At 68.9% G+C, this 23,911-nt stretch carries 21 protein-coding genes; 11 read left to right on the top strand and 10 right to left on the bottom strand.

From position 1 onward, the window contains the following. Positions 1–53 precede the first annotated feature (53 nt). The 7 genes from infB (at position 54) to ACZ5M6_RS03495 (ending at position 8,478) form a co-directional block, all read left to right on the top strand. The gene (gene infB, locus ACZ5M6_RS03465) at positions 54–3,080 is read left to right on the top strand and encodes a translation initiation factor IF-2 (protein WP_464159682.1); all 3,027 of its coding nucleotides are present in this window, start codon (positions 54–56) and stop codon (positions 3,078–3,080) included. 230 nt (positions 3,081–3,310) lie between these two features. Then, positions 3,311–3,727 carry a DUF2141 domain-containing protein gene (locus tag ACZ5M6_RS03470; RefSeq protein ID WP_287395852.1) on the top strand — a complete coding sequence of 139 codons (417 nt, stop codon included), beginning with the start codon at positions 3,311–3,313 and terminating at the stop codon, positions 3,725–3,727. A gap of 43 nt (positions 3,728–3,770) precedes the next feature. Further along, the gene (locus ACZ5M6_RS03475; RefSeq protein WP_054764487.1) at positions 3,771–5,249 is read left to right on the top strand and encodes a carotenoid oxygenase family protein; all 1,479 of its coding nucleotides are present in this window, start codon (positions 3,771–3,773) and stop codon (positions 5,247–5,249) included. A gap of 82 nt (positions 5,250–5,331) precedes the next feature. Then, on the top strand, positions 5,332–6,483 hold the full coding sequence (locus ACZ5M6_RS03480; protein ID WP_464159683.1) for an acyltransferase family protein: 1,152 nt from the start codon (positions 5,332–5,334) through the stop codon (positions 6,481–6,483). 48 nt (positions 6,484–6,531) lie between these two features. Beyond that, on the top strand, positions 6,532–7,062 hold the full coding sequence (locus ACZ5M6_RS03485) for a CHAP domain-containing protein (protein WP_054764489.1): 531 nt from the start codon (positions 6,532–6,534) through the stop codon (positions 7,060–7,062). A 40-nt stretch (positions 7,063–7,102) separates the two neighbouring features. After that, positions 7,103–7,900, top strand: a complete 798-nt coding sequence (locus ACZ5M6_RS03490; protein ID WP_464159684.1) for a tryptophan 2,3-dioxygenase — start codon at positions 7,103–7,105, stop codon at positions 7,898–7,900. A gap of 92 nt (positions 7,901–7,992) precedes the next feature. Next, positions 7,993–8,478: a PA2169 family four-helix-bundle protein gene (locus ACZ5M6_RS03495; RefSeq protein ID WP_182714359.1), complete on the top strand. Its 486-nt coding sequence runs from the start codon at positions 7,993–7,995 to the stop codon at positions 8,476–8,478. A 76-nt stretch (positions 8,479–8,554) separates the two neighbouring features. Here ACZ5M6_RS03495 and rplS read toward each other — a convergent pair whose 3' ends face one another. Both rplS and trmD read right to left on the bottom strand, forming a co-directional pair. Next, positions 8,555–8,977: a 50S ribosomal protein L19 gene (rplS, locus tag ACZ5M6_RS03500; RefSeq protein ID WP_054764492.1), complete on the bottom strand. Its 423-nt coding sequence runs from the start codon at positions 8,975–8,977 to the stop codon at positions 8,555–8,557. A 1-nt stretch (position 8,978) separates the two neighbouring features. Next, on the bottom strand, positions 8,979–9,719 hold the full coding sequence (gene trmD / locus ACZ5M6_RS03505; RefSeq protein ID WP_464159685.1) for a tRNA (guanosine(37)-N1)-methyltransferase TrmD: 741 nt from the start codon (positions 9,717–9,719) through the stop codon (positions 8,979–8,981). A gap of 112 nt (positions 9,720–9,831) precedes the next feature. Here trmD and ACZ5M6_RS03510 point away from each other — a divergent pair, with 112 nt between their 5' ends. After that, positions 9,832–9,969 (top strand): entericidin A/B family lipoprotein, encoded by a 138-nt coding sequence (locus ACZ5M6_RS03510; RefSeq protein ID WP_054764494.1) that lies wholly within the window; start codon positions 9,832–9,834, stop codon positions 9,967–9,969. A gap of 90 nt (positions 9,970–10,059) precedes the next feature. Here the strand turns inward: ACZ5M6_RS03510 and ACZ5M6_RS03515 are convergent, their stop codons facing one another. The 7 genes from ACZ5M6_RS03515 to trxA all read right to left on the bottom strand — a co-directional run bounded on the left by ACZ5M6_RS03515 (position 10,060) and on the right by trxA (position 17,961). Then, positions 10,060–11,769, bottom strand: coding sequence for an AmpG family muropeptide MFS transporter (locus ACZ5M6_RS03515; protein WP_464159686.1), 1,710 nt, complete (start codon positions 11,767–11,769; stop codon positions 10,060–10,062). Positions 11,770–11,808: 39 nt separating this feature from the next. After that, complete coding sequence (locus tag ACZ5M6_RS03520; RefSeq protein WP_464159687.1) at positions 11,809–13,329, bottom strand: response regulator; 1,521 nt, start codon at positions 13,327–13,329, stop codon at positions 11,809–11,811. 71 nt (positions 13,330–13,400) lie between these two features. Further along, entirely contained in the window at positions 13,401–15,005 is a 1,605-nt protein-coding gene (locus ACZ5M6_RS03525) for a YifB family Mg chelatase-like AAA ATPase (RefSeq protein ID WP_464159688.1), read from the bottom strand. A 61-nt stretch (positions 15,006–15,066) separates the two neighbouring features. Continuing rightward, positions 15,067–16,023, bottom strand: coding sequence for a glutathione synthase (gene gshB, locus ACZ5M6_RS03530; protein WP_464159689.1), 957 nt, complete (start codon positions 16,021–16,023; stop codon positions 15,067–15,069). A gap of 88 nt (positions 16,024–16,111) precedes the next feature. Then, entirely contained in the window at positions 16,112–16,306 is a 195-nt protein-coding gene (locus ACZ5M6_RS03535; protein WP_054764499.1) for a Trm112 family protein, read from the bottom strand. 79 nt (positions 16,307–16,385) lie between these two features. After that, complete coding sequence (locus ACZ5M6_RS03540) at positions 16,386–17,042, bottom strand: LON peptidase substrate-binding domain-containing protein (RefSeq protein WP_054764500.1); 657 nt, start codon at positions 17,040–17,042, stop codon at positions 16,386–16,388. 13 nt (positions 17,043–17,055) lie between these two features. After that, the gene (trxA, locus tag ACZ5M6_RS03545) at positions 17,056–17,961 is read right to left on the bottom strand and encodes a thioredoxin (protein WP_464159690.1); all 906 of its coding nucleotides are present in this window, start codon (positions 17,959–17,961) and stop codon (positions 17,056–17,058) included. Positions 17,962–18,154: 193 nt separating this feature from the next. Here trxA and ACZ5M6_RS03550 point away from each other — a divergent pair, with 193 nt between their 5' ends. Then, a complete protein-coding gene (locus tag ACZ5M6_RS03550; protein WP_464159691.1) occupies positions 18,155–19,624 on the top strand; it encodes an amidohydrolase in 1,470 nt (489 codons plus the stop codon). Further along, a complete protein-coding gene (locus tag ACZ5M6_RS03555) occupies positions 19,624–20,964 on the top strand; it encodes an amidohydrolase family protein (protein ID WP_464159692.1) in 1,341 nt (446 codons plus the stop codon). The genes ACZ5M6_RS03550 and ACZ5M6_RS03555 overlap by 1 nt, the downstream gene beginning before the upstream one ends. Before the next feature lie 62 nt (positions 20,965–21,026). Here ACZ5M6_RS03555 and ACZ5M6_RS03560 read toward each other — a convergent pair whose 3' ends face one another. Beyond that, positions 21,027–22,436: a coniferyl aldehyde dehydrogenase gene (locus tag ACZ5M6_RS03560; protein WP_464159693.1), complete on the bottom strand. Its 1,410-nt coding sequence runs from the start codon at positions 22,434–22,436 to the stop codon at positions 21,027–21,029. A gap of 104 nt (positions 22,437–22,540) precedes the next feature. Here ACZ5M6_RS03560 and ACZ5M6_RS03565 point away from each other — a divergent pair, with 104 nt between their 5' ends. After that, a complete protein-coding gene (locus ACZ5M6_RS03565) occupies positions 22,541–23,899 on the top strand; it encodes a PAS domain S-box protein (RefSeq protein ID WP_464159694.1) in 1,359 nt (452 codons plus the stop codon). Positions 23,900–23,911 lie beyond the last annotated feature (12 nt).

Genomic DNA, 23,911 nt, shown 5'->3' on the forward strand with positions numbered 1-23,911 from the left:
TTTATGGGTATTGAGACGACGGCGGGCTTTTCCGCCCCAAGTAAAGCGACCGGATGAGCGACGAAAACGACAAGACCAACCAAGGCCAGGGTTCGAACACCGGCGGAACGCCGTCCCAAACGGGACCGCGGGCGCCGCTGAGCCTGAAGCCGCGCGCCGCGGGATCGGTTTCGACCGGCACCGTGAAGCAGAGCTTCAGCCATGGCCGATCCAAGACGGTGGTGGTCGAGACCAAGCGCCGCCCGGGCGCCGGCGGGCCGCAGCGCCCGCAAGGCTTCGACGTCGCTCGCCCGCAGCAGGCGGGACAGGCGCCGCGTCCGCAAGGCCAGCGGCCGTCCCAGCCCGCCGGCGGGGGGCTGTCGCCTGAGGAGCAGGAGGCCCGTCGCCGCGCCATCGCCCTGGCTACCCAGGCCAACGCCGAACGCGAACGCGCCGCCGCCGCCGAAAAGGCCGCCCGCGAAGCCGCCGAGCGCGAGCGCGCCGCCGCCAGCGAACGCGCCGCCCAGGCCGCGCGCGAAGAGGCCGCCGCCGCCAAGGCCGCCGCCGAGGCCGCCCGCGCCGAGGCCGCCAAACTGGCCGCCGCCGCGCCTCAGCCGGTCAAGACTGCGCCCAAGCCGACCCCAGCTCCGACGCCGGCTGCGTCCGCGCCCGCCCCGGCGCCGGTCGCTCCGACGCCGGCGCCTGCCCGTCCCGCCGCCCCGGCGCGTCCGACCGTCAACTTCGGCCAACGCGCGCCCAAGCCCGGCAATCCGCAGCGTGCGGCGCCGGAACGCCCCGCCTTCGGCGGCCGTTCGGCCCGCGAACAGGCCATGGGCGGCGGCGACCGGTCCTATTCAGATCGTCCCCAGTCGTCCGAGCGTCCGCAAGGCGACCGCCCGCAGGGCGGCCGTCCCGGCGGCCCCGGCCAGCGTCCGCAGGGCGCCAAGCCGGCCGAGCCGGTCCGTTATTCGGCCCTGAATCCCCGCCCGGCTCCCGGCGCCGCCCGTCCCGGCGGCCCGCGCACCGGCCCCGGCGGCCGTGCGGCCCCGAACGCCCCGCCCGCCACCCCCGAAGTGGCCCGTCCCAGCCGCGCGCCCGGCGCCGGCTTCGGCCGTCCCGTGGGTCGCGACGACGATCGTGAGAAGCGTTTCTCCGACGCCGGCAAGGCGGTCAGCCGCACCCGCGGCGAACCCAAGCGCCGCGAAGGCCGGATGACCATCCAGTCCGTGGTCGGCGACGGCGACGCCGCCGAGCGCATGCGCTCCCTGGCCTCGGTCCGCCGCGCCCGTGAACGCGAGAAGGAAAAGCGCAAGGGCGGATCGACCGACGCGCCGAACCGTCCGCGTGAAGTGGTCATCCCCGACGTCATCACCGTGCAGGAGCTGTCCAACCGGATGGCCGTGCGCGGCGTCGACATCATCAAGTTCCTGATGAAGCAGGGCATGATGATGAAGATCAACGACGTGATCGATTCCGACACCGCCGAACTGGTGGCCGAGGAGTTCGGCATGGCGGTCAAGCGCGTGTCCGAGTCCGACGTGGAAACCGGCTTCCTGGGCGAGGCGGACGACGCCGATGCCTCCGAAGTCCGCGCCCCGGTCGTGGCCATCATGGGCCACGTCGACCACGGCAAGACCTCGCTGCTGGACGCCCTGCGCACCACCGACGTGGCGGGCGGCGAAGCCGGCGGCATCACCCAGCACATCGGCGCCTATCAGGTGCGTCTGGAAGACGGCCAGAAGGTCACCTTCCTGGACACGCCCGGCCACGCCGCCTTTTCGGCCATGCGGGCGCGCGGCGCCAATGTGACCGACATCGTGGTTCTGGTGGTGGCCGCCGACGACGGCGTCATGCCCCAGACGATCGAGGCCATTCAGCACGCCAAGGCGGCCGAGGCGCCGCTGATCGTCGCCGTCAACAAGATGGACAAGCCCGGCGCCACCTCGCAGAAGGTCGTCAACGAGCTGCTGCAGTACGAAGTGATCGCCGAGAGCCTGGGCGGCGACACCCAGATCATCGAGGTCTCCGCCAAGGAGCGGATGAACCTGGACGGCCTCTTGGAAGCCATCCTGGTCCAGGCCGAGGTCATGGACCTGCGCGCCAACCCCGACCGATCGGCCGAGGGCGTGGTCATCGAGGCCAAGCTGGACAAGGGCCGCGGCCCCGTCGGCACCGTCCTGGTCAAGCGCGGCACGCTGAAGCGCGGCGACATCGTCGTGGCCGGCGGCGCCTGGGGCAAGGTTCGCGCCCTGCTGAACGAGCGCAACGAACAGCTGACCGACGCCGGCCCGTCCGTCCCGGTCGAGATCCTGGGTCTGGACGAGGCGCCGTCGCCGGGCGACGTCTTCGCCGTGGTGGATTCCGAAGCCCGCGCCCGCGAGCTGACCGAATATCGTCAGCGGGTGAAGCGCGAAAAGGCCCAGGTTTCGGGCGGCTCGGTCTCGCTGGTCGACATGATGGCCAAGCTCGGCTCCAAGAAGATCAACGAGCTGCCGGTGGTCATCAAGGCCGACGTCCAGGGTTCGGGCGAAGCCATCGCCGCCTCGCTGGAGAAGATGGGCAACGACGAGGTCCGCGCCCGCATCGTCTATTCCGGCGCCGGCGGCATCACCGAGAGCGACGTCAACCTGGCCAAGTCGGCCGGCGCGCCGATCCTCGGCTTCAACGTCCGGGCCTCGAAACAGGCGCGCGATCTGGCCGACCGCGAGGGGGTCGAGATCCGCTACTATTCGATCATCTACGACCTGCTGGACGATATGAAAGGCGTGCTCTCGGGCATGCTGGCGCCGCTGCAACGCGAAACCTTCCTGGGCAACGCCCAGGTGCTTCAGGTCTTCGACATCTCCAAGGTCGGCAAGATCGCCGGCTGCCGCGTCACCGAAGGCGTCGTGCGCAAGGGGGCCCGCGTCCGCATCATCCGCGAAGACGTGGTGGTGCTGGAACTGGGCGTGCTCAACACGCTCAAACGCTTCAAGGACGAGGTCAACGAGGTGCCCTCGGGCCAGGAGTGCGGCATGCAGTTCCAGGGCTTCCAGGACATCAAGGAAGGCGACTACATCGAGTGCTTCACGGTCGAAGAGATCAAGCGCACCCTGGACTAGGTCCGGGTTCGAAAGCACCCAGAGAGACAGGCCCGGAACCCAAGTTCCGGGCCTTTTTCTTTGTGCGGTGGATCCGACCTGGGCGTTCACGCTTCGCCGGCGGCGGCGCACGGTCACTGGCGAAAACGGACTGTCCAGCGCCGCAAGTCCGCTGGCGGCGGCGGCGGACGGGCGACACGGTCCGGTCATCGAGAGCCGGCCGTCGGTTCTCACCCAACAGGATCGCCGCCGTGAAGTTCTCCGCCCTCATCCTTTCCGTCGCCGTCGCCGCTCTCGCCGCCGCGCCCGCCTTCGCCGCCGACCTGACCGTCGTCTTTCCGGACGCGGCCGCAGAAGGCCGGATCATGGTCGCCGTCTTCGACAGCGCCGAGGCCTATCAGGCGGGCCGACCGGTCAAGGCGGCCCAGCTGGACGCCGCAGCAGGCGAGACCCGCATCACCTTCGACGATCTGCCCGACGGCGATTATGCGGTGCGCGCCTTCCACGATCTGAACGCCGACGGGCGGATGAACACCAATCCCTTCGGCATGCCGACCGAGCCCTTCGCCTTCTCCAACAATGCGGTCGGCAATATGGGCCCGGCCTCCTGGGACCGCGCCCGCTTCCCGGCGGCCGGGTCGGTCGAACAGACGATTACGCTGAAATAGATCCCGCCGCCGACCTGCCGTTTTCAACTTCAAGAGCCTGATCATGATCCCCTCCCGCCGCGCCTTTCTGATGGGCGCCGCCGCCCTGTCCGCCGCCGTGGCCACGCCCGAAATGACGCGCGCGGCCGCCGCCTTGAACGCCGTCGCCGAAATGAAGGCCGACTGGGCCCTGGCGACGCGCGATGTCGCCGCCGACGCGCCCCGTCACGCCCTGCGCCTGATCCACGGCCGCGCGCCGTCGGGTCTGGAGGGCGTTCTTTATCGCAACGGGCCGGGGCGCTTCCGTCGGCCGGGCGGATCGGCGACCCACTGGTTCGACGGCGACGGCCTGATGCGGGCCTTTAGGATTCAGGACGGTCAGGCCACGCTGGAGGCCCGTTTCGCCGATACGCCCAAGCGCCGAACCGAGACGGAGCTGGACGCCGTCGTCACCCCCGGCTTCGGCACACGCGGCGACGCCCGCGCGCGAGTCGGCTCCAATGACGACGCCAACGCCGCCAATACGGGGATCATGCCGGCGGGCGATCGGGTCTGGGCCCTGTGGGAGGGCGGGTCGCCCCTGGCCATGGACGCCGCCGACCTGTCCACCCAGGCGTTCGTCACCCTGCGGAGCGATCTGAAGGGCATGCCCTTCCAGGCCCACCCGCGTCGAGGACCGGACGGCTCGATCTGGAACGTCGGCGCGGCAGGCGATCGGGCGGTGATCTGGCGGTTAAACCCCGACGGGGGACTGAATCAGGCGGAGGTGCTGCGTCTGCCGCGCGCCAGCTACATGCACGACTTCACGGCGACTGACCGGCATCTGATCCTGGTGATGCAGCCCTGGCTGTTCGAGACCCAGGCGACGCCGATCATCAACGGCCTGGTTTGGCGGCCTGAGGCGGGAACCCAGGTCATGGTGCTGGACAAGGACGATCTGAGCCGGCGGCGGATCTATGAACTGCCCGGCTTCTTCCACTTCCACCTGGGCGACGCCTGGGCCGAGGCGGACGGGACCATTCGCTTCGATGTCGCCGCAGCCGAGGATCCGCGCTTCGCCGTCGATGGGGCGAGGGTGCTGGTGGAGGGGCAGGGAACGGTTCCAGGGGATCCGGCGACCCTGGCCTTGATCACCCTTCGACCTGACGGGCGGGCCGAAATGACGCGCTCCAACGCCGTCGGGGAGTTTCCGCAGAGCGATCCGCGTCGTCGGGGGCTTAAGCGACGCCTGACCGTCCATACGGGCGGAGAAACGCGCGGCCGGCCTCTGCCCACCGGCCTGGCCTTGCAGGACTGGGAGACGGGTCGATCCGAGGGCTTCACCTTCGGCCGCCATCAGGTCGTTGAAGAGGTGCTGTTCGCGCCCAAGCCCGGCGCGACGGCCGAGCGGGACGCCTGGCTGATCGGCCCCTCCATCAATCTGGACGCCGGTCGCACCGAACTGCATGTGTTCGACGCCGCCCGGATCGCGGACGGGCCGGTCGTCAGCTGGGCTGCGGACTTCGCCCTGCCCGCCGGCTTCCACGGGGCCTGGGTCGGTTAGTGCCCTGGCCGGGCCAAAAGGCGGCAGGCGCCGTTCTTGCGGCCTTCATGGTTCGCAAAGCCTGACGTGCCAAGGTGAGACCATGACCCCCGTTCAAACGCCGGCCGATCTTCGACCCTTGACGGCCCTGCGGTTCGCCGCAGCCCTGTGGGTCGCCGTCTACACCTTCTGGCCCAATCTGGCCGGGGCGCCGCAGACGGCCGTGGTCGCCAAAGGCTATCTGGGCGTCGAACTGTTCTTCGTCCTGTCCGGCTTCATTCTGAGCCACGTCTATCTTCAGGCGGCGGGCGAGAAGCGGTTTTCCTATCGCGGCTTCCTGTGGGCGCGGATCGCCAGGGTCTATCCGCTGCATCTCGCCACCCTGATCGGGGTCGGAGGGCTGGCGGCGGCGGCTCTGATCGCGGGAATGAGCGTGGACGCCAACGTCCTGTCCTGGTCGTCGCTTCCCGCCAATCTGCTGATGCTCCACGCCTGGGGCCTGGCGCCGGTGGCCGGTTGGAACCATCCGTCCTGGTCGATCTCGGCGGAATGGTTCGCCTATCTGTGCTTTCCCCTGTTCGCCTTCGTCTTCTGGCGTCTGCGCGACAAGCCGGTCGCGGCCGTGGTTGGGGCGGCGGCCTTTCTGACGGTGCTGTATTTCGTGTTCGAGCAGGCGGCGGGTTTTCCTCTGACGGAGGCCACCATCCGCTGGGGGGCGCTTCGGATCGTGCCCTGTTTCGCCCTCGGGTGCGCCCTCTACCTGGTCTATCGCAAGGTGGGGCAGCGGCTGTCCGCTCTCCTGGCGGGCGGGGCGGCGGCGATCGCCTTCGTCTTGATGATGGTCAGCGCGGCCCTGGGGCTGTGGGATGGGATCACCGTCCTGTGCGCCGGCGCTCTGATCCTCGCCCTGGCTGTCCTTCCCAATGCAAGCGCCGGCTGGCTGGCCTCGCGCCCGGCCGTCTATCTGGGTGAGATCAGCTATTCGGTCTATATGGTCTGCGTGCCGTGGAATCTGCTGGCCGTCGGCCTGGCGGCGAAGCTGACGGGCGCCGCTGACAAGCAACTTCAAATTTTCGTGTGGCTGGCGATTCTGGCCCTTTTGCCCGTCGTGGCGGCGGTCGCCTATCACCTGGTCGAACGCCCGGCGCGACAGGCTTTGAGGGGGTTGGCCGAGCGGCCGAAATCCGTGTCAAGCGCTACAGAAGACCGTCCGTCGCCTGACGGCGGTATGTCGAAAACGGTTGTCGAATCCTGAGAGCCTGTGTTCTAAAAACACCATCGGCAGTCGGGATACGGCCTCAGCATGACAAAACGGCTCAAAGCCGCCGCGGTTGCGGCGACCCTCGGTTTTTTTGCACTGGGCGCAGTTCCCTCCAATGCAAAGGCTGACGAGCCGTACTGGCAGTGCGTGACCTTCGCCCGCATGTTCTCGGGCATCAACATCTTCGGCGACGCCTGGACCTGGTGGCGTCAGGCCGCCGAGAAGTTCCGCACGGGCAAGGCGCCCGAGACCGGTTCGGTCCTGGTCTTCCGCCCGGAAGGCCGGATGAGCCGCGGCCATGTCGCCGTCGTTTCCGACATTCTGACCGACCGGGTGGTGCGCGTGACCCACGCCAACTGGGGCGGCAGCCGCGGCAAGGTCGAGGAAAACGTCACCGTCGTGGACGTCTCGCCCGCCAACGACTGGTCCCAGGTCAAGGTCTGGTACAATCCGATCAACGGCCTGGGCACGACCGTCTATCCGACCTACGGCTTCATCTATAAGGGCGCGCGCGACGCCTTCGACGCCGGCCGCCAGATGGCCGCCAATGTGTCGGGCCAGGGTCAGCAATAGGCGGACTTGCGCCTTTCCCGGCCGCGGGCGATAGCGGCGCATGACCCAATCCCGCGACATGACCTACGCCGGCTATCTGGCGTTGGACGATCTGCTTTCGACCCAGCATCCGCTGTCGGATCAGCACGACGAAATGCTCTTCGTCGTCATCCACCAGACCAAGGAGTTGTGGCTGAAGCAGATGCTGCACGAAGTGGCCCTGGCCCAGACCCTGGTGCGGGCCGGCGACCTGGTCCCCGCCTATAAGAGCCTGGCGCGGGTCAGCCGCATCCAGGCGGTGATGACCCAGAGCTGGGACATTCTGGCGACCATGACCCCGGCCGACTATCTGCGGTTCCGGGGCGTGCTGGGCGCGTCCTCCGGTTTCCAGAGCGACCAGTTCCGTCGCTTCGAGGCCATGCTGGGGCTGAAGGACGCCGCCTTCCTGAAGTTCCATGTGGACCGACCCCAGGCCCATGCGGCGCTGGAGGCGGCGATCGCGTCGCCCAGTCTGTATGACGACGCCCTGGCCCAGTTGGCCAAGGCCGGCCTGTCGGTGCCCGAGGCCGTGCTGAACCGCGACGTGACCCAGCCCTATGAACCGTCCGAGGCGGTAGAGGCGGCTTGGCTCGAGGTCTATCGGGACACGGAGCGCTGGTGGGCCCTGTATCAGCTGGCCGAGAAGCTGGTCGACCTGGACGACGCCCTGCTGACCTGGCGACATAAGCACGTCGTCACGGTCGAGCGCATCATCGGCCGGCGCCGTGGGACGGGCGGAACGGAAGGGGCGGCCTATCTGGCCACGACCCTGACCAAGCGGTGCTTTCCTGAGCTGTGGTCGCTGCGGACCGCCCTCTGACGGCCTGTTGATCGGGCGCGGCGCCGCATCCGGCAACCTTCGCCGCGTCCGGCCATTGTCCGCTTGACCGCCTAAGCGGAGGAGCCGACGCAATGAGCAATCCCAACGCCCATGACATCAAGGTCTTGAACGGCCTGATCGAGACCACCCTGGACAGCGCCGACGGCTACGCCCAGGCGGCCGAAGAGACGACCGATCCCCATTTCCGCAGCCTGTTCGAGCGCCGCAGCGAGGAGCGCCGCCAGGTGGTCGAGGACCTGTCGGCCGCCGTGTCCGGTCTGGGCGGCGACCCCGAGGCTCACGGCTCCATCCTGGCCAAGGCCCACCGCGCCTTTCTGGACGTCAAACACGCCCTGTTGAGGAATGACGACAGCGTGGTGGGGTCGATCAACAGCGGCGAGGGGTTCATCGCCGCAAAGTTCGACAAGGCTCTGGATGACACGGCCATCTCGGCCACCACCCGTGAAACCATTCGTCGCGCCTACGCCTCCATCAAGACGGGCCATGATCAGATGGAGGGGCTGAAACACAGTCTGGAAGGCCAGAGGGATGCGTCCAACCCGCTGTTTCCGCAGTAGGAGGCGCGCCGGACGAACAAAAAAGGCCCCGGGCGTCGCTGCCGGGGCCCTTATCGTTTTGCGAACGCGCCTGGGATCAGGCTTCGTCGCCCTTGTCGGCGGCGCCGGTCTCCGGGACCACCACGCCCTTGGCGGGACGAACCGTCTGACGCTCGGCGATCCGGGCCGACTTGCCGCGACGGTCGCGCAGATAATAGAGCTTGGCGCGACGCACGACGCCGCGGCGCTTCACCTCGATCGACTCGACGTTCGGCGACAGAATGGGAAACTTCCGCTCGACGCCTTCGCCGAACGAAATCTTGCGGACGGTGAAGGTCTCGTTCACGCCGCCGCCGTCACGGGCGATGCAGACGCCTTCGAAGGCCTGGACGCGCTCGCGCTCGCCTTCCTTGATCTTCACATTGACGCGCAGGGTGTCGCCGGGCTGGAAGTCCGGGATCTTGCGGTCGCCCAGAACGCGGGCTTTTTCTTCAGCTTCCAGCTGTTGAACGATGTTCATTTCATTTCTCCTCGAGCTTGGCGCTCTTTACCTGTGAGTTGGCGAGATGCGCCTGCCAGAGGTCCGGCCGTCGCTCCCGCGTGGTCTGCTCCCGCTGCGCCTGACGCCATTCGGCGACCTTCTTATGGTCGCCCGACAGCAGCACCTCGGGAATCTCAAGCCCCTCGAACGTCCGCGGTCGCGTGTACTGCGGATGCTCCAGAAGCCCGTCCTCGAAACTTTCGGACGACAGGCTGTCGCCTGAACCGAGCACTCCGGGGATCAGTCTTACGCACGCCTCGATCACGACCATGGCCGCCGCCTCGCCGCCGGCGAGGACCGCGTCTCCGACCGAGACCTCCTCGAACCCCCGGGCGTCCAGCACCCGTTGATCCACCCCCTCGAAACGGCCGCACAGCACGACGATCCCGTCCGCTGTCGCCCATTCCTTGACGCGCGCCTGGGTCAGGGGCCGACCCCGGGCGCTCATATACAAAAGCGGCCGTTTCGGCCCAGGCAGGCTGTCGACCGCCCTGGCCACCACGTCCGCCTTAAGCACGGCTCCCGGACCGCCGCCCGCAGGGGTGTCGTCCAGGAAGCCGCGCGTATCTGTGGAAAAGGCGCGGATGTCAACCGTATCCAGGCTCCACAGCCCCTTCTCGCGCCAGGCCGTGCCGATCAGCGACACCCCGAGCGGGCCCGGAAAGGCTTCGGGGAACATGGTCAGGACGGTGGCCAGAAAAGGGGGGGCAGTGAAGGGCATGGCGGCCCTTTAGCCCCGAACGACGGCGAAAATCCATTGTTTGCGACAGGGATGCGCAACCAAGGCCAAGCTTGGGCGTTCGTGCGGAGCTTGACCATAAACGAGGTTCGCCATGCGCAAGATCATCACCCTGTCGCTCGTCGCCGCCGCCCTGGCCGTCTCGGCCTGCAACACTATCGCGGGCGTCGGCCGCGACGTCTCAGCCGCCGGATCGGCCGTCAGCTCGGGCGCGGAACGGGCGAAACACTGATCGGATGATCCGCAAGGCCCGTCCGTACCGGCGGGCCTTTGCAGTTCAGGACGGCTGGCCCTCGGTCGCCGCCACGGCGGGATCCAGGTCTTAGGCCGTCTGACGGGCCTGAAGCGCGGTCTGTTTTCCGGCCACGACGAAGGCCAGGACGATGCCGAACAGGCCGATGACGAAGGAATAGAGGAAGAAGGCCACATAGCCGGCGCCCAGGGCCGCAGGCGTCACGCCGCTGGCCGCCGCGCCGGTGGTCAACACGCCCTCCTGTAGATTGGCGAACAGGCCGCGCAGGCCCGCGAAGGGGCCGTTCCCTTCCGCCGCCCGGGCCGAGGCCTCCACGATCCGGCCCGATTGCGAGGCGATCAGCTTGCCCGGCAGGGCGTACAGCGAGGTGAAGAGGGCGTATTGGGTGGCCGTAAAGCCGATCGAGGTCAGGCTGGACATATAGGCGATCAGGGCCGTCCCCGCGTAGCCGCCAGAGACGTTGTCGACGCCGATGGCCACCGTCAGGGCCGACAGACTGTGCCCCTGGGTCGCCAGCCAGGCGAAGACCAGGTTGGAGACCGGGCTCATGAAGGCGCCGATGACCATGGTGCGGATCAGGCCCAGCCTGGCCACCGACCAGCCGCCGATGAAGACGCCGAGCGTCGTCATGACCACGCCGAACACCTTGCGCACCTCGGCCAGCTCGGTCTTGGTGAAGCCCAGGTCGATATAGAAGGGCGGCATGATGTTCAGCACGAAGTCGGCCAGGCGATAGACGCAGATCAGGGCCAGGATCAGGGTCGCGACGCCGGCGAACCGCTTGTAGAAGTCGGCCACCGGCTGGCCGAAGGATCCGGCCAGATAGGCGCCGGGGCGGGTCTTCAGTCCCGGCAGAGGCCAGCAGGCCAGAACCATGACGCCCAGGCCCAGGAAGACCGAGACGAACTGCAGATAGACGCCTTCGGGCTTGGCCGACAACGCCGCCTTCACCGCAGCCTGGCCCTCCGCCCCCAGGCCGAAGAGACCGAACAGGCCGTTCAGCGGCGCGGACTGGCCTGTCAGGCCCGAGCCGAGGAACATGGCGGCGACGCCGATGATCGCCAGACGGGCGACCCACTCCAGCACCTCCAGCCTAGGCCGCGACGGCACGTCGCCGACGGGGATGGGGCGGATCGAATGGGCCTTTTCGCGGGGCGCGAACAGGACGCCGGCGATGCCGAGACCCATCAGGGCGGCCATGACGGCGTAGGACAGGTTCCAGTTGTAGAGATCGGCCAGGACCAGGGGCACGGCGCCCGCGACGATCATGGCGACGCGGTATCCCATCTGGTAGGCGGCGGCCATGGCGCCGTGGCGGCTGTCATCAGCCGCCTCGATCCGCCAGGCGTCGATGACGATGTCCTGGGTGGCGCCGAAGAATCCGACCAGGGCGGCGAAACCGGCGACGGCGATCAGGGCGTCGGCCGGGTTCAGCGTGGAGATCGACCACAGGCCGAAGACGATCACGCCCTGGGTCACCAGCATCCAGGCGCGACGGTGTCCCAGGAGGGGCGTCAGAAGAGGGACGGCGGTCCGGTCGATCAGGGGCGCCCAGACGAACTTCAGCGAATAGGACAGGGTGGCCAGGGCGAAGAAGCCGATCACCTCCAGCGTCAGGCCGCTTTCCCGCAGCCAGGCTGTCAGGGTGTCGAAGATCAGCAGATTGGGCAGACCGGCCGAAAAACCCAGAAGCAGCATGATGAAGACGCGCCGCTCGCCATAGACGGCCAGGCCGCCGAAACGGCTTGCGGGTTTGGCGGGTGTGGTCTGGTCGGTCATGCACGGCTCCGGCGGCGGCCGGAGACGGACGCCGTTAACTCAGCCGACCTTGGCGCGGATGTCGCGCTTCGTCCAGCGGGCCAGGGCGGCGCGCAGCCCCTCGGCGTCCAGCGGCTTGACCAGATGGTCGTCCATCCCGGCCTCCAGGCACAGGCGGCGGTCCTCGGCGAAGGCGTTGGCGGTCAGGGCCAGTATGGGGGTGGCGTCGCCTGTGGCGCGGATGGCGCGGGTGGCGGCGGGGCCGTCCATGCCCGGCATCCGCATGTCCATCAAGACCAGATCATAGCGGGCGCGTGCCAGGGCGGCGACGGCCTCCTGACCGCTGGCGGCGGTTTCGACGATGCAGCCCTCGCGCTGCAACAGGGTGCGGGCCAGCAGGGCGCCGACCGGATTGTCCTCGGCCAGCAGGACCCGCGTCCCGGCGAAGCGGGCAGGGACGACCCGGTCGTCCTCAGCCGCCGGAGAGGCGGCGCCGGCCTCGCGCATGGGATCGTCCTGGGCCGCGACGGCCAGCACCCGTTCGGCGAGGGAGGCGCGGCGCAGAGGCTTGATCAGATAGCCGTGGAAGCCCTGGGCGCGGTAGCGCGCGATCAGATCGCGCTCGGACGGTTTCAGCAGGATCACGCCCCGGCCGTCCGATGGCGGAAGCGCCAAGTCGCCGGACAAGGCGCCGACGTGATCGACCAGAACGACCGGCGCCGATGCGGCGAACCGCCCACCGGACGCCTCGATCTGGGCGACGGCGGCGGCCTGGACGAAGGGGTCGGGCGAGCGGACGGCGACGGTCAGGCCCGCCAGAGGCTGGTCTCGCGTACCGGGAACGACATCGAAGGCGGCCTCGAAACAGAAGCGGGCGCCGCCGCCCGGGCGGTCTGCGACCTGGACAGACCCGCCCATGGCCCGCGCCAGTTTTCGGACGACGGCAAGCCCCAGGCCCGCCCCGTCGTGTCGCACGGCGTCGGAAACGTCGGCGTGTCCGAACTCTTCGAAGATGCGCGTGCGGGCTTCGTGCGGCACGCCGGGGCCCGTGTCATCGACGATGAAGGCCAGGTGCGCCGCCCCGCCGGCGCCGTTTCGCCGTTCGACCGCGATGTAGACGCCGCCGGTCTCGGTGAACTTGACCGCATTGCCGGCCAGGTTGAACAGAACCTGCTTCAGCCGGCCCTCGTCGGCCCTGATGTCGGGGACGTCGGCGCCGACGGACCAGACGATCTCCAGCCCCTTGTCATGGGCGCGCGGGCTCAGCAGTTCGGCGACGCTGCGGACCAGGGGCTCCACATCGACCGGCGCCAGGTCGAACTCCAGCGCCCCGGCCTCAAGCCGCGCATAGTCCAGAAGGTCGTTGACCAGTCCCAAAAGATGTTCGGCCGACTGGCGGGCGTTCTCGGCATAGGCGCGCTGGGCGCCGTCCAACCGGGTCCGCTGCAACAGATGGATCATGCCCAGCACCCCGTTCAGGGGGGTGCGCATCTCGTGACTCATCAGGCGCAGGAACTGCTGGGCCGGATCGGCCGTCGCCGCCGAGCCTTCGGTCCGTTTCGTCGCCGCCCGCCGCGCCATGGTCTGTTCCGTCTCCGCGAGGGACGACCTCTAAGCCGAGCGGAGTTAAGGACGCTTCAAGAGGCCCTGGATCAATCGTGGATGAAGGCCGCCCGACCGGCGGCCTCGGCCAGGCTGGAGCGGGCGGCGACGCGGCGGTCGAAATCGGCCTCGGCGCCGACCGTGTTGCGGCGATAGATCAGGGCCTCGGCGATATGGCGGCGCAAGACCCCGTCGCAGCCGTCCAGGTCGGCGATGGTGCGGGCCAGCCTGAGGGTGCGGGTCCAGCCCCGCGCCGTCAGCCCCCCGGCCTCGCCCGCCCGCATCAGCAGCATCCGCCCCGCCTCGTCCGGCGTGGCGAACCGGTCCAGCGCCTCGCCGGAGACCCGGGCGTTCAGCCCCTGGGCGGGATCCAGGCCGGCGGCCCGCGCCCGGTCTTCCTGCAGGGCGCGCGCAGCGGCGACGCGCGCCCTGGCCTCGGCCGTGCCCTCGGACGGGGGCGGCAGGATCATGTCGGCGGCGGTGACGGGCGGCGTCTCGACCGTCAGGTCGATCCGGTCGAACATCGGGCCGGACACCCGGTTCTGATAGTCCCGCTGGCATCGGGGCGCCTTGCCGCAGGCGCCGCGCCCGGCCCCGCCCATGCCGCAACGACAGGGGTTCATCGCCGCCACCAGCTGAAACCGAGCCGGATAGCGGATATGGGCGTTGGCGCGAGCCACGACGATCTCGCCCGTCTCCAGGGGCGCCCGCAGCGAGTCCAGGGCCTGGGCGCTGTATTCGGGCAGTTCATCAAGGAAGAGGACGCCGTTATGGGCCAGCGACGCCTCGCCCGGCTTGGCCCGCAGACCCCCGCCGGTCAGGGCCGCCATCGAGGCTGAATGGTGCGGGCTGCGGAAGGGACGGTCCCTTGTCAGGGCGCCCCGCTCGATCAGGCCGGCGACCGACCAGACCATGGAGGTCTCCAGCAGCTCCTGCGAGGTCAAGGGCGGCAACAGGCCGGGCAGGCGCTGGGCCATCATCGACTTGCCCGATCCGGGCGGGCCGATGAACAGCAGATTGTGGCCGCCCGCCGCCGCGATCTCCAGCGCCCGCTTGGCGCCTTCCTGGCCCTTGACCTCGCGCAGGTCGGGCACGGCCTTGCCGCCGGCCAGGGGACCGGGCTCAGGCGCGCGCAGCACCTGGCTTCCCTTGAAATGATTGATCAGGGCGATCAGGGACCGCGGCGCCAGAATACGCGCCCCGCCGGCCCAGGCGGCTTCCGGCCCCGTGGCTTCCGGGCAGATCAGACCCAGGCCCAGGGCGTCGGCGGCCACGGCGGCCGGCAGGGCGCCGCCGACCCTGGCGATCTGCCCGTCCAGCCCCAGCTCGCCGATGGCGGCCCAGCCGTCCAGGGCGTCCGGCCCGATCACCCCCATGGCCGCCATCAGGGCCAGGGCGATGGGCAGGTCGAAATGGCTGCCTTCTTTTGGTAGGTCGGCGGGGGCCAGATTGGCGATGATTCGCCGTGAGGGCAGGGCCAGACCGATCCCGGCGAAGGCGCCGCGCACCCGCTCGCGGCTTTCAGCCACCGCCTTGTCCGGCAGGCCGACGATGTTGAACACCGTCTGCTGATCCTGGCCGACCAGCTGGACCTCGACGTCCACACGCCGCGCCTCGACCCCGTCAAAGGCGACCGTAACGACTCGCGCGACCATGGCTCCGTCCCCCCTTGGAGCGAGGAACGAACCATGAACTGAACTCTAATTCAAGTGGCGATTACGCAACCTGTGCGGCGCGTTTCGCTTCTATGACCTCCCACATCCGCGCCGTGGCGTCGACGCCGGTGAAGGTCTTCAACTGTTGGGCGCCTGTGGGGGAGGTGACGTTGATCTCGGTCAGCCAGTCGCCGATCACGTCGATCCCGACGAAGATCAGGCCGCGTTCCTTCAGGGTCGGACCAATGGCGGCGCAGATTTCGAGATCGCGCGGCGTCAGCTCGACCGGCGCGGCCGTGCCTCCGACCCGCAGGTTTGACCGGACCTGGTCCTTGGCCGGAATTCGGTTGATGGCGCCCACCGGCTCGCCGTCCACCAGCAGGATGCGCTTGTCGCCCCTGGACACGGCGGGAATGAATTTCTGGATCACCAGAGGATCGCGCGATCCCATGGCGTGGATTTCGATCAGGGCGTCCAGATTGGGATCGTCCGCCTTCAGCCGCACCACGCCCGAGCCTGCGGCCCCATGCAGGGGCTTCAGCACCACCTCGCCGTGGCGCCGGTGGAAGTCGCCCAGCTGGACGGGGTCGGAACTGATCAGGGTCGGCGGGGTCAGGTCGGGGAAGCGCGTGACCAAGAGCTTCTCCGGCGCCGAACGCACCTCGGCCGGATCGTTGACCACCAGGGTCGAAGGGTGGATCGTTTCCAAGAGATAGGTGGCGGTCACATAGGCTATGTCGAACGGCGGGTCCTGACGCATCAGGACCACATCGACGTCCTGCCCCAGGTCCAGCCGAACGGGGTCGCCGAAATCGACGTGGTCGCCGGCCTTGCGACGAACGGCGACCGGACGGGCGCGGCAGTAGAGCCGCCCCTCCTCAAGGGCCAAGGTGCGGAAATCATAGACCCACAGCCGGTGCCCGCGCGCCTGGGCCGTTTCCGCCATCAGAAAGGTGGTGTCGGACTCAATATTGACGGCCTCGATCGGGTCCATCTGGATGGCGACTTTGAGGGTCATGGTGTCTGGGGCCTATCGCGCCTTGCGCTGCTTGGGCCCGATCGGCGTGAGGCGCCCGAGCCGAGGGTTCGTCTTCGTCTGTTGCGGTTCAGTCCAGCGGCCTGGCTTCTTCGGCCAGCATGATCGGCACGCCTTCCCGGATCGGATAGGCCAGTTTCGCGCCCGGCGAGATCAGTTCGCCGGCCTCGCGGTCATAGGTTAGGCGGCCCCGCGTCACCGGACAGACCAGCACCTCGAGCAGGCGAGGGTCGACGGAAACCGGCGTCTGGAAGGCGTCGCTCATGAGGGCTCCTGTCGTCTGCGAAAACCGGGTCGGAAAGGCTGTTTAGGGTCACGGCGCGCTTTGCGCCATATGGGCGGGCCTATTGGATCGACGATGCGGCGTCGTCGCCCCCGTCGGCGGCGTCGATCCGCAACAGGGCGGTCAGGGCCTCGGCGCGCGACATCAGGCTCATCGACTCCAGCAGGGCCTGTTTTTCGGCGGGTTCGAACGGCAGGGCCATGGCCAGGCTGTTGACCAGGGCCTCCATAGGCGCGGTCTCGGCCGTGTCCCAGTCGATCTCCAGGGCGCGGTGAGCCATGTAGTCCCGCAAGGCGTCCAGAAAGGCGTGGCGGTCGAAATCCGGCTCCTCAGGCGGGGGCGCCAGATCGTCCTCATAGGCGTCGAACGCCGCCCGCACCTGTCGATACGGCGTCTTGGTCGGCAGTTCGGCCGCGACGCGGAACCGCGACACCCCGGTCAGGGTGATCAGATAGCGCCCGTCCGACGTCTCGGCGAAGCCGGTGATCCGTCCCGCGCAGCCGACCGAAGACAGGCCGGGCAGGGCCGGCGTCCCGCCCTTGGGCTGGATCAGGCCGATGATCCGGTCGCCCGCCATGGCGTCGTCCACCATGTTCAGATAGCGCGGCTCGAAGATGTTCAGCGGCAGCTGGCCGCGGGGCAGCAGGATGGCGCCGCCCAGCGGAAACACCGGAATGACCTGGGGCAGGTCCAAAGCGCGCACATAGCCCTGGGGCATGGAAGGGTCCGCCCTAGGAGAAGAGGATGGAGGACAGGCGGCGCCGCCCGTCCTTGGAGACGTCCGACCCCAGGCCGGCCGCCTCGAAGATGACCAGAAGCTGTTTGCGCGCGGCCTGATCGTTCCATTCGCGATCGGCCTGGACGATGGACAGAAGATTGTCGATCGCGCCCTTGAAGTCGCCGGCCGCGCTCTGGGCTTCGGCCAGGTCGAAGCGCGCCTGATGATCGTTCGGATCGGCCGCGACCCTGGCTTCCAGCTCGGCCGATGCGCCGGCGGGCGCCTTGGCCGCCAGGGCCAGCTGGGCCCGCACGCTCTGAACCGCCGGTTCTTTGGACTCGGCCGGCGCCATGGCGATGGTCTGGGTCGCCTGTTCGACGTCGCCGCCCGCCATATAGACACGCGCCAGGCCGGCGATGGCCTTTTCATTCTCCGGCTCGATCGACAAGACGTGGGCGAAGGCCTGGGCCGCGCCGCCGAAGTCGTTCAGGCCCAGCGATTCTTCACCCAGCTCCAGCAGTTGAGCGGTCTCGGCGGACCCGGCCTGGCCGCCGGTCAGCTTGTCGATGAAGGCCTTGATCTGGCTCTCCGGAATAGCGCCCTGGAAGCCGTCCACCGGCTGGCCGTTGACGAAGGCGTAGACGGTCGGGATCGACTGCACCCGCAGCTGGCCTGCATAGGCCGGGTTGGCGTCGACGTCGATCTTGACCATCTTGACCGCCCCCTTGGCGGCGCGCACGGCCTTCTCCAGCGCCGGCCCCAGAGTCCGGCAGGGGCCGCACCAGGTGGCCCAGAAGTCGACGATCACCGGCTGGGTCTTCGACGCCTCGATCACGTCCTTCATGAAGGAGGCGTCCGTGCCTTCCTTGATCAGGTCGCCGGAAGGGCGCGGGTCCAGGGTCGGGTCGGCGAAGGTCATGGGGAAGTCCGTGTATCGAAGAGCCTTAGAACCCCAGATGGTCGCCTTACCGGCCCAACACAACTCCCCAGGCCGTGCGAGCGTGGCGCGATCGAGAAAGAACGTCGAAATCTTTTGACGGCCGGGCGGCAAGCCCCTTCTATGACTGCTGCAAGACACGCCGGGGCTGGCGTGTCGTCGGGAGAGGGATCTGATGATCAGACATCATCTGCGGGGCGTCGGCCTCGCGGCCTTGGCGTGCGCCTTGGGCCTGTCGGCCTGCGCCACGACGGAGCCGGACCAGGGCGGGACCGCCCCGGCCAAGGACAGGAGCCTGGCGGCCGGGCTGGACCCGGCGACGAGGTCGGACCCCTATCCTTCGACCTATCAACCGTTGCCGCGCGAGAATTTCGCCGTGGTCGGGGCTACGGTCCTGACCGGGACGGACCGCAAGATCGAAAACGGCGTGGTCGTGGTCACCGACGGCAAGATCGCCGCCGTCGGCGACGCCTCGACCCCCGTCCCTGCGGGCTATCGGCTGATCGAGGCGCGCGGCCGCTATGTCACGCCGGGGATCATCGACGTCCACAGCCACCTGGGCGTCTATCCGTCCCCCGGGGTCCAGGGCATGAGCGACGGCAATGAGGCGACCAGCCCGAACACCGCCCAGGTCTGGGCCGAACATTCGCTTTGGCCCCAGGATCCGGGCTTCAACACCGCCCGCGCCGGCGGGGTGACCACGCTCCACATCCTGCCCGGCTCGGCCAATCTGTTCGGCGGCCGGGGCGTCACCATCCGCAATACGCCCTCCATCACCATGCAGGGCATGAAGTTTCCGCAGGCCCCCTATACGGTCAAGATGGCCTGCGGCGAGAACCCGTCGCGGGTCTATGGCGGCCGCAACCAGAGTCCGGCGACCGGCATGGGCAATATGGCCGGCTATCGCGCCGCCTTCATCGCCGCGCGCGAATACAAGGCCAAGTGGGACAAGTGGCGCGAGACCGGCGAGGGGACGCCCCCGACCCGCAATCTGCAGAACGAGACCTTGGCCGGGGTGCTGGACGGCTCGATCCTGATCCAGAACCACTGCTACCGCGCCGACGAAATGGCGCTGATGATGGATATGGCCAAGGAGTTCGGCTACCGCATCACCACCTTCCACCACGCCACCGAGGCCTACAAGCTGGCCCCGCAACTGGCCCAGGCCGGCATCTGCGCGGCCATGTGGACCGGCTGGTGGGGCTTCAAGATGGAGGCGCTCGACGCCATCGAGGAGAACGCCGCCCTGGTGGACGCAGCCCAGGGCTCCTGCGCCGTGATCCATTCCGACGACGCCGAACTGACTCAACGGTTGAACCAGGAAGCCGCCGCCGCCCTGTCGGCCGGTCGCCGCGCCGGCCTGAACATTTCGGAAGAACACGCCATCAGCTGGATCACCTCCAACGCCGCCAAGGCCATCGGCGTCGCCGACCAGACCGGCTCGCTGGAGGCCGGCAAGCGCGCCGACGTGGTGATCTGGAGCGCCGATCCCTTCTCCATCTACGCCCGCGCAGACCAGGTCTTCATCGACGGCGCCCTGGCCTTCGACCGGACCAACCCCGCCTATCAGCCGACCAGCGATTTCGAGCTGGGCCAGCCGGGCTATGGCCTGACCGCCGCCAACGTCGCCGAAGGAGCCCGCTGATGCGTCTGCCCCACGTCCTTGCGGCCGCTGTGGCCGCCCTGTCTGTCGCCGCGCCTGCAGTCGCCCAGGACACCGTGGCGATCACGGGCGGCCGGGTTCTGACCGGAACCTCCGTCATCGAGCGCGGCACGGTGGTGATCCGCGACGGCAAGATCGTCTCGGTCGGAACGGGCGCCGCCCCGGCCGGCGCCCGCGTCATCGACGCGACCGGCAAGACGGTCGCCCCTGGCTTCGTCGCCGTCGATTCCGGCCTGGCCGGGACCGAGGTGGGCTCGGTCGGCGGCACCAATGAGCTGCGCAACGCGTCCAACACCCTCAGCGCCGCCTTCGACATCTCCTATGGCCTCGACCCCTGGTCCTTCACCCTGCCGGTGGCGCGTCTGGGCGGCATCACCCGCGCCGTGGTCGTGCCCCAGCACCCCGGCTCGTCCGGCGGCCATGTGCATGAGGACGAGACGGCCGGCGCCGGCGACGGCGGCTATCAGACGCCGGGCCTGTTCGCCGGCCAGGCGGCGATCATCGACCTGGGTCAGGATGCGAACATCCTGGTCAAGCCGCGCGTGGCCATGGTCGCCCCGTTCGGCGAGGCCGGGGCCGACATCGCCGGCGGCGCGCGCGGCGCCCAGTTCGTCCTGTTCAAGGAGACGATGGCCGAGGTCCGTCTCTACGCCCGCAACAAATCGGCCTATGAGCGGGCGGGCCTGCGCGACCTCAGCCTGTCGCGCGCCGACCTGGAGGCCCTGATCCCGGTCGCCAACGGCTCCATGCCCCTGATCGTCACCGTCCACCGGGCGTCCGACATCCAGCAGGTGCTGCGCCTGGCGCGCGAGGAAGGGATCAAGTTGATCCTGGACGGCGCCGAGGAAGGCTGGCTGGTCGCCGGCGAGATCGCTTCGGCCGGCGTGCCCGTCTTGCTGAACCCCATCTCCAACCTGCCCGCCGACTTCGAGATGCGGGCGGCGCGGATGGAGAATGCGGCGGCCCTGAACGCGGCCGGCGTCGTCATCGCCATCAAGGGCAACGAGGGTTCGACCCACCGCGCCCGCGAGGCCCGCTACAACGCCGGCAACGCCGTCTCGCACGGCCTGCCTTACGGCGCCGCCATCGCCGCCCTGACGGTCAATCCGGCCAAGATCTTCGGCATGGCCGGACAGTTCGGCCAGATCGCGCCGGGCGCCGCCGCCGACGTCGTGGTCTGGTCCGGCGACCCGCTGGAGCCGCTCAGCCAGCCTTCGGCCGTCTTCATCGACGGGGTCGAGCAACCGTTGACCAGCCGCGCCCTGCTGCTGCGCGACCGTTATCGTCAACAGACGCCGATGCCGCCGGCCTATCGCAACTGACGGCCTTTCAGGTCTGAACGGAAAGGGCGGGACCGCAGGGTTCCGCCCTTTTTCGTTTTGGCCTAGCGGGCCAGAAACCGCAGGGCCGCGCGCGCCAGCCGGCCCGCCGCCCCGTCCCACGGCGGCCCCAGCCGTTCAAAGGCGTTCACCGGCCCCACGTCATAGACCGCCCGCGCATGGCTGAAGCGTTTGAAGCCCTCAGGCCCGTGATAGGCGCCCAGGCCGCTGGGGCCGACCCCGCCGAACGGCAGGTCGTTCTGGGCGATATGAAGCATGGTCCCGTTCAGGGTCACGCCGCCCGACAGGCCGGAACCCAGGATCCGGTCGCGCGTCCGGGCCTGGTTGGTGAAGCCGTACAGGGCCAGGGGCCGGGGCCGGGCGGCCACGAAGGCCAGGGCTTCATCCAGGCTGTCGTATCCGACCACCGGCAGGACCGGGCCGAAGATCTCCTCCTGCATCAGCAGGCCGTCGCTCGGCGGGTTCAGCACCAGGGTCGGGGCGATCTTGCCGTTGTTCCCGTCGCCCGCATCCGGGTGCTCCAGCACCTCGGCCCCCGCCGCCCGCGCCGCCGCCACCGCCTCGCGCAGCCGGAGCCGGTGACGGTCGCTGATCACCCCGCTGTAGTCGGGGTTGTCCTGAAGGGTCGGATAGGCCCGCCGCGCCTGATCCATCACGGCCTCGGCGAAGGCCCGGACCTGACCGGCCGGGACCAGGGCGTAGTCGGGGGCGATACAGGTCTGGCCCGCGTTCAGGAATTTGCCGAAGGCGATCGACCGGGCCGCCTTGTCCAGCGGATAGTCGGGGGCCACGACCGCCGGCGACTTGCCGCCCAGCTCCAGCGTCACCGGCGTCAGGTTTTCCGCCGCCGCCCGCATCACCTCCCGCCCCACCCGCGTCGAACCGGTGAAGACCAGATGGTCGAAGGCCAGGCGCGAAAAGGCCTGGGCTGTATCGACGCCGCCGTTGACCACGGTCAGCACCGCCGGATCGAACCGTTCGGCCACGGCGGCTTCCAGCAGGGCGCCGAAGGCGGGCGTCAGCTCGGACGGCTTGATCATCACCCGATTGCCCGCCGCCAGGGCGTCCACCGTCGGCCCGAGCGCCAGCAGCAGGGGATAGTTCCACGGCGCGATCACCCCGACCACGCCCAGGGGCTCATGCCGGATCCAGGCCCGCGACGGCTGGAACATCAGGTCCACCGGACGCCGCTCGTCGCGCATCCACCGCCCCAGACGGGCGCGCGCATGGTCCAGGCTGCGGATCAGGGGCGTGACCTCCAGCAGCCCCGTCTCCATCGCCGACCGCGCCCCGAAATCCGCATCTATGGCCCGCGCAAAGGCCTCGCGCCGCTCCAGCACCAGGGCCTTCAGCGTCTCCAGCCGCCCGCGCCGCTCCTGGGCCGACGCAGCCCCCTCCGCCCGCGAGGCCGCGTGCTGAAGCCCGAACCGGTCCGAGAGCTGAGCCTGGGTCATCCTGTTCCGATCCTTCGCACCAATTTTTCTTGTATAATCAAAATCATTGCCAGATAACCCCGGCTTATCTAGGGTTGTCGAACCATCGGAGGCAGACGCCGGGCATGACCAGATCCATCGCGGTGACCAGCGAGCGCCTGGGGCGGATCGTTGAGGAGGCCGCGAGCGAGGTCTATGTCTTCGGCGTAGAGGACTTCTATTTTCGACTCGTCAACAAGGGCGCCCGGGAAAACCTGGGCTACAACGCGGACGAACTGTCCCGCCTGACGCCCTGGGATCTGAAGCCCCGCATCCGTCGCGACGACTTCCTGGCTCTGATCCGGCCGCTGCTCGCCGGCGAAGTCGATCGGCTCGACTTCGACACCGTTCATCGACGCAAGGACGGGTCCGAATACGACGTCTCCGTCAAGCTCCAGCTGTTCGACGACGGCGACGACCCGGTCTTCTACGCCGCCATCCAGGACACGACCGAATACCGGCGTGTGGAGCAGCAGCTGCGCGACACGGCCCAGCGGCTGGACGTCATCCTCGACAATACCACCATGGCGGTCTTCCTGATGGACGACCGGCAGCACTGCGTCTTCATGAACCGGGCGGCGGAAAAACTGACCGGCTACGCCTTCGAGGAGACCACCGGGCGACCGCTGCACGACGTCATCCACCACACCCGTCCGGACGGATCCCACTTCCCACTGTCCGAATGCGCCATCGACCGCGCCTTCCCCGAGCGGGCCGGCGTCCAGGGGGAGGAGGTCTTCGTCCACAAGGACGGCGGCTTCTATCCCGTCGCCTTCACCGCCAGCCCCATCCACGGCGAGGGCGCCCAGGTGATCGGGACCGTGATCGAGGCGCGCGACATCAGCGAGGAGAAGCGCAACGCCGAGGTCCGCAACCTCTTGATGCACGAGGTGGACCACCGGGCGCGCAATCTTCTGGCCATCGTCCAGTCCCTGGTGCGCCTGACCCGCGCCGACGATCTGGACGACTACAGGTCGGTCCTGGCGGGCCGGATCGGCGCCCTGGCCCGCGCCCAGACCTCCCTGGCCAGCCGGCGCTGGGAGGGCGGGCGGCTGGAGGACGTCGTCTGGGAAGAACTGGACGCCCTGTGTCCGAAAGAGGCGGTGGAGGTCGAGGGTCCGCCGGTCGATCTGTCCCCCGAACAGGTGCAGCCCCTCAGCATGCTGCTGCATGAGCTGGCGACGAACGCCAGCAAATATGGAGCCTGCAGCCGCAGCGGCGGTCGCATCTGCGTGGACTGGGCGATCAAGGACGGTCAGGCGACCCTGAGATGGCGCGAGGTTGGCGGCCCGCCCGTCAGTGCGCCGACGCGCCAGGGTTTCGGCTCTTCGCTGCAAACCAATATGGCCCGGCAACTGGGCGGCGCCTTGAGCCGCAACTGGGCGAGTGAAGGATTGGAGGTGGAGATCGTCTTCCCTCTGGAGCCCCCGTCGCCGATCGCATGAGGGAGGGTGTGG

It is taken from the genome of Brevundimonas sp. Br13, assembly GCF_055391505.1.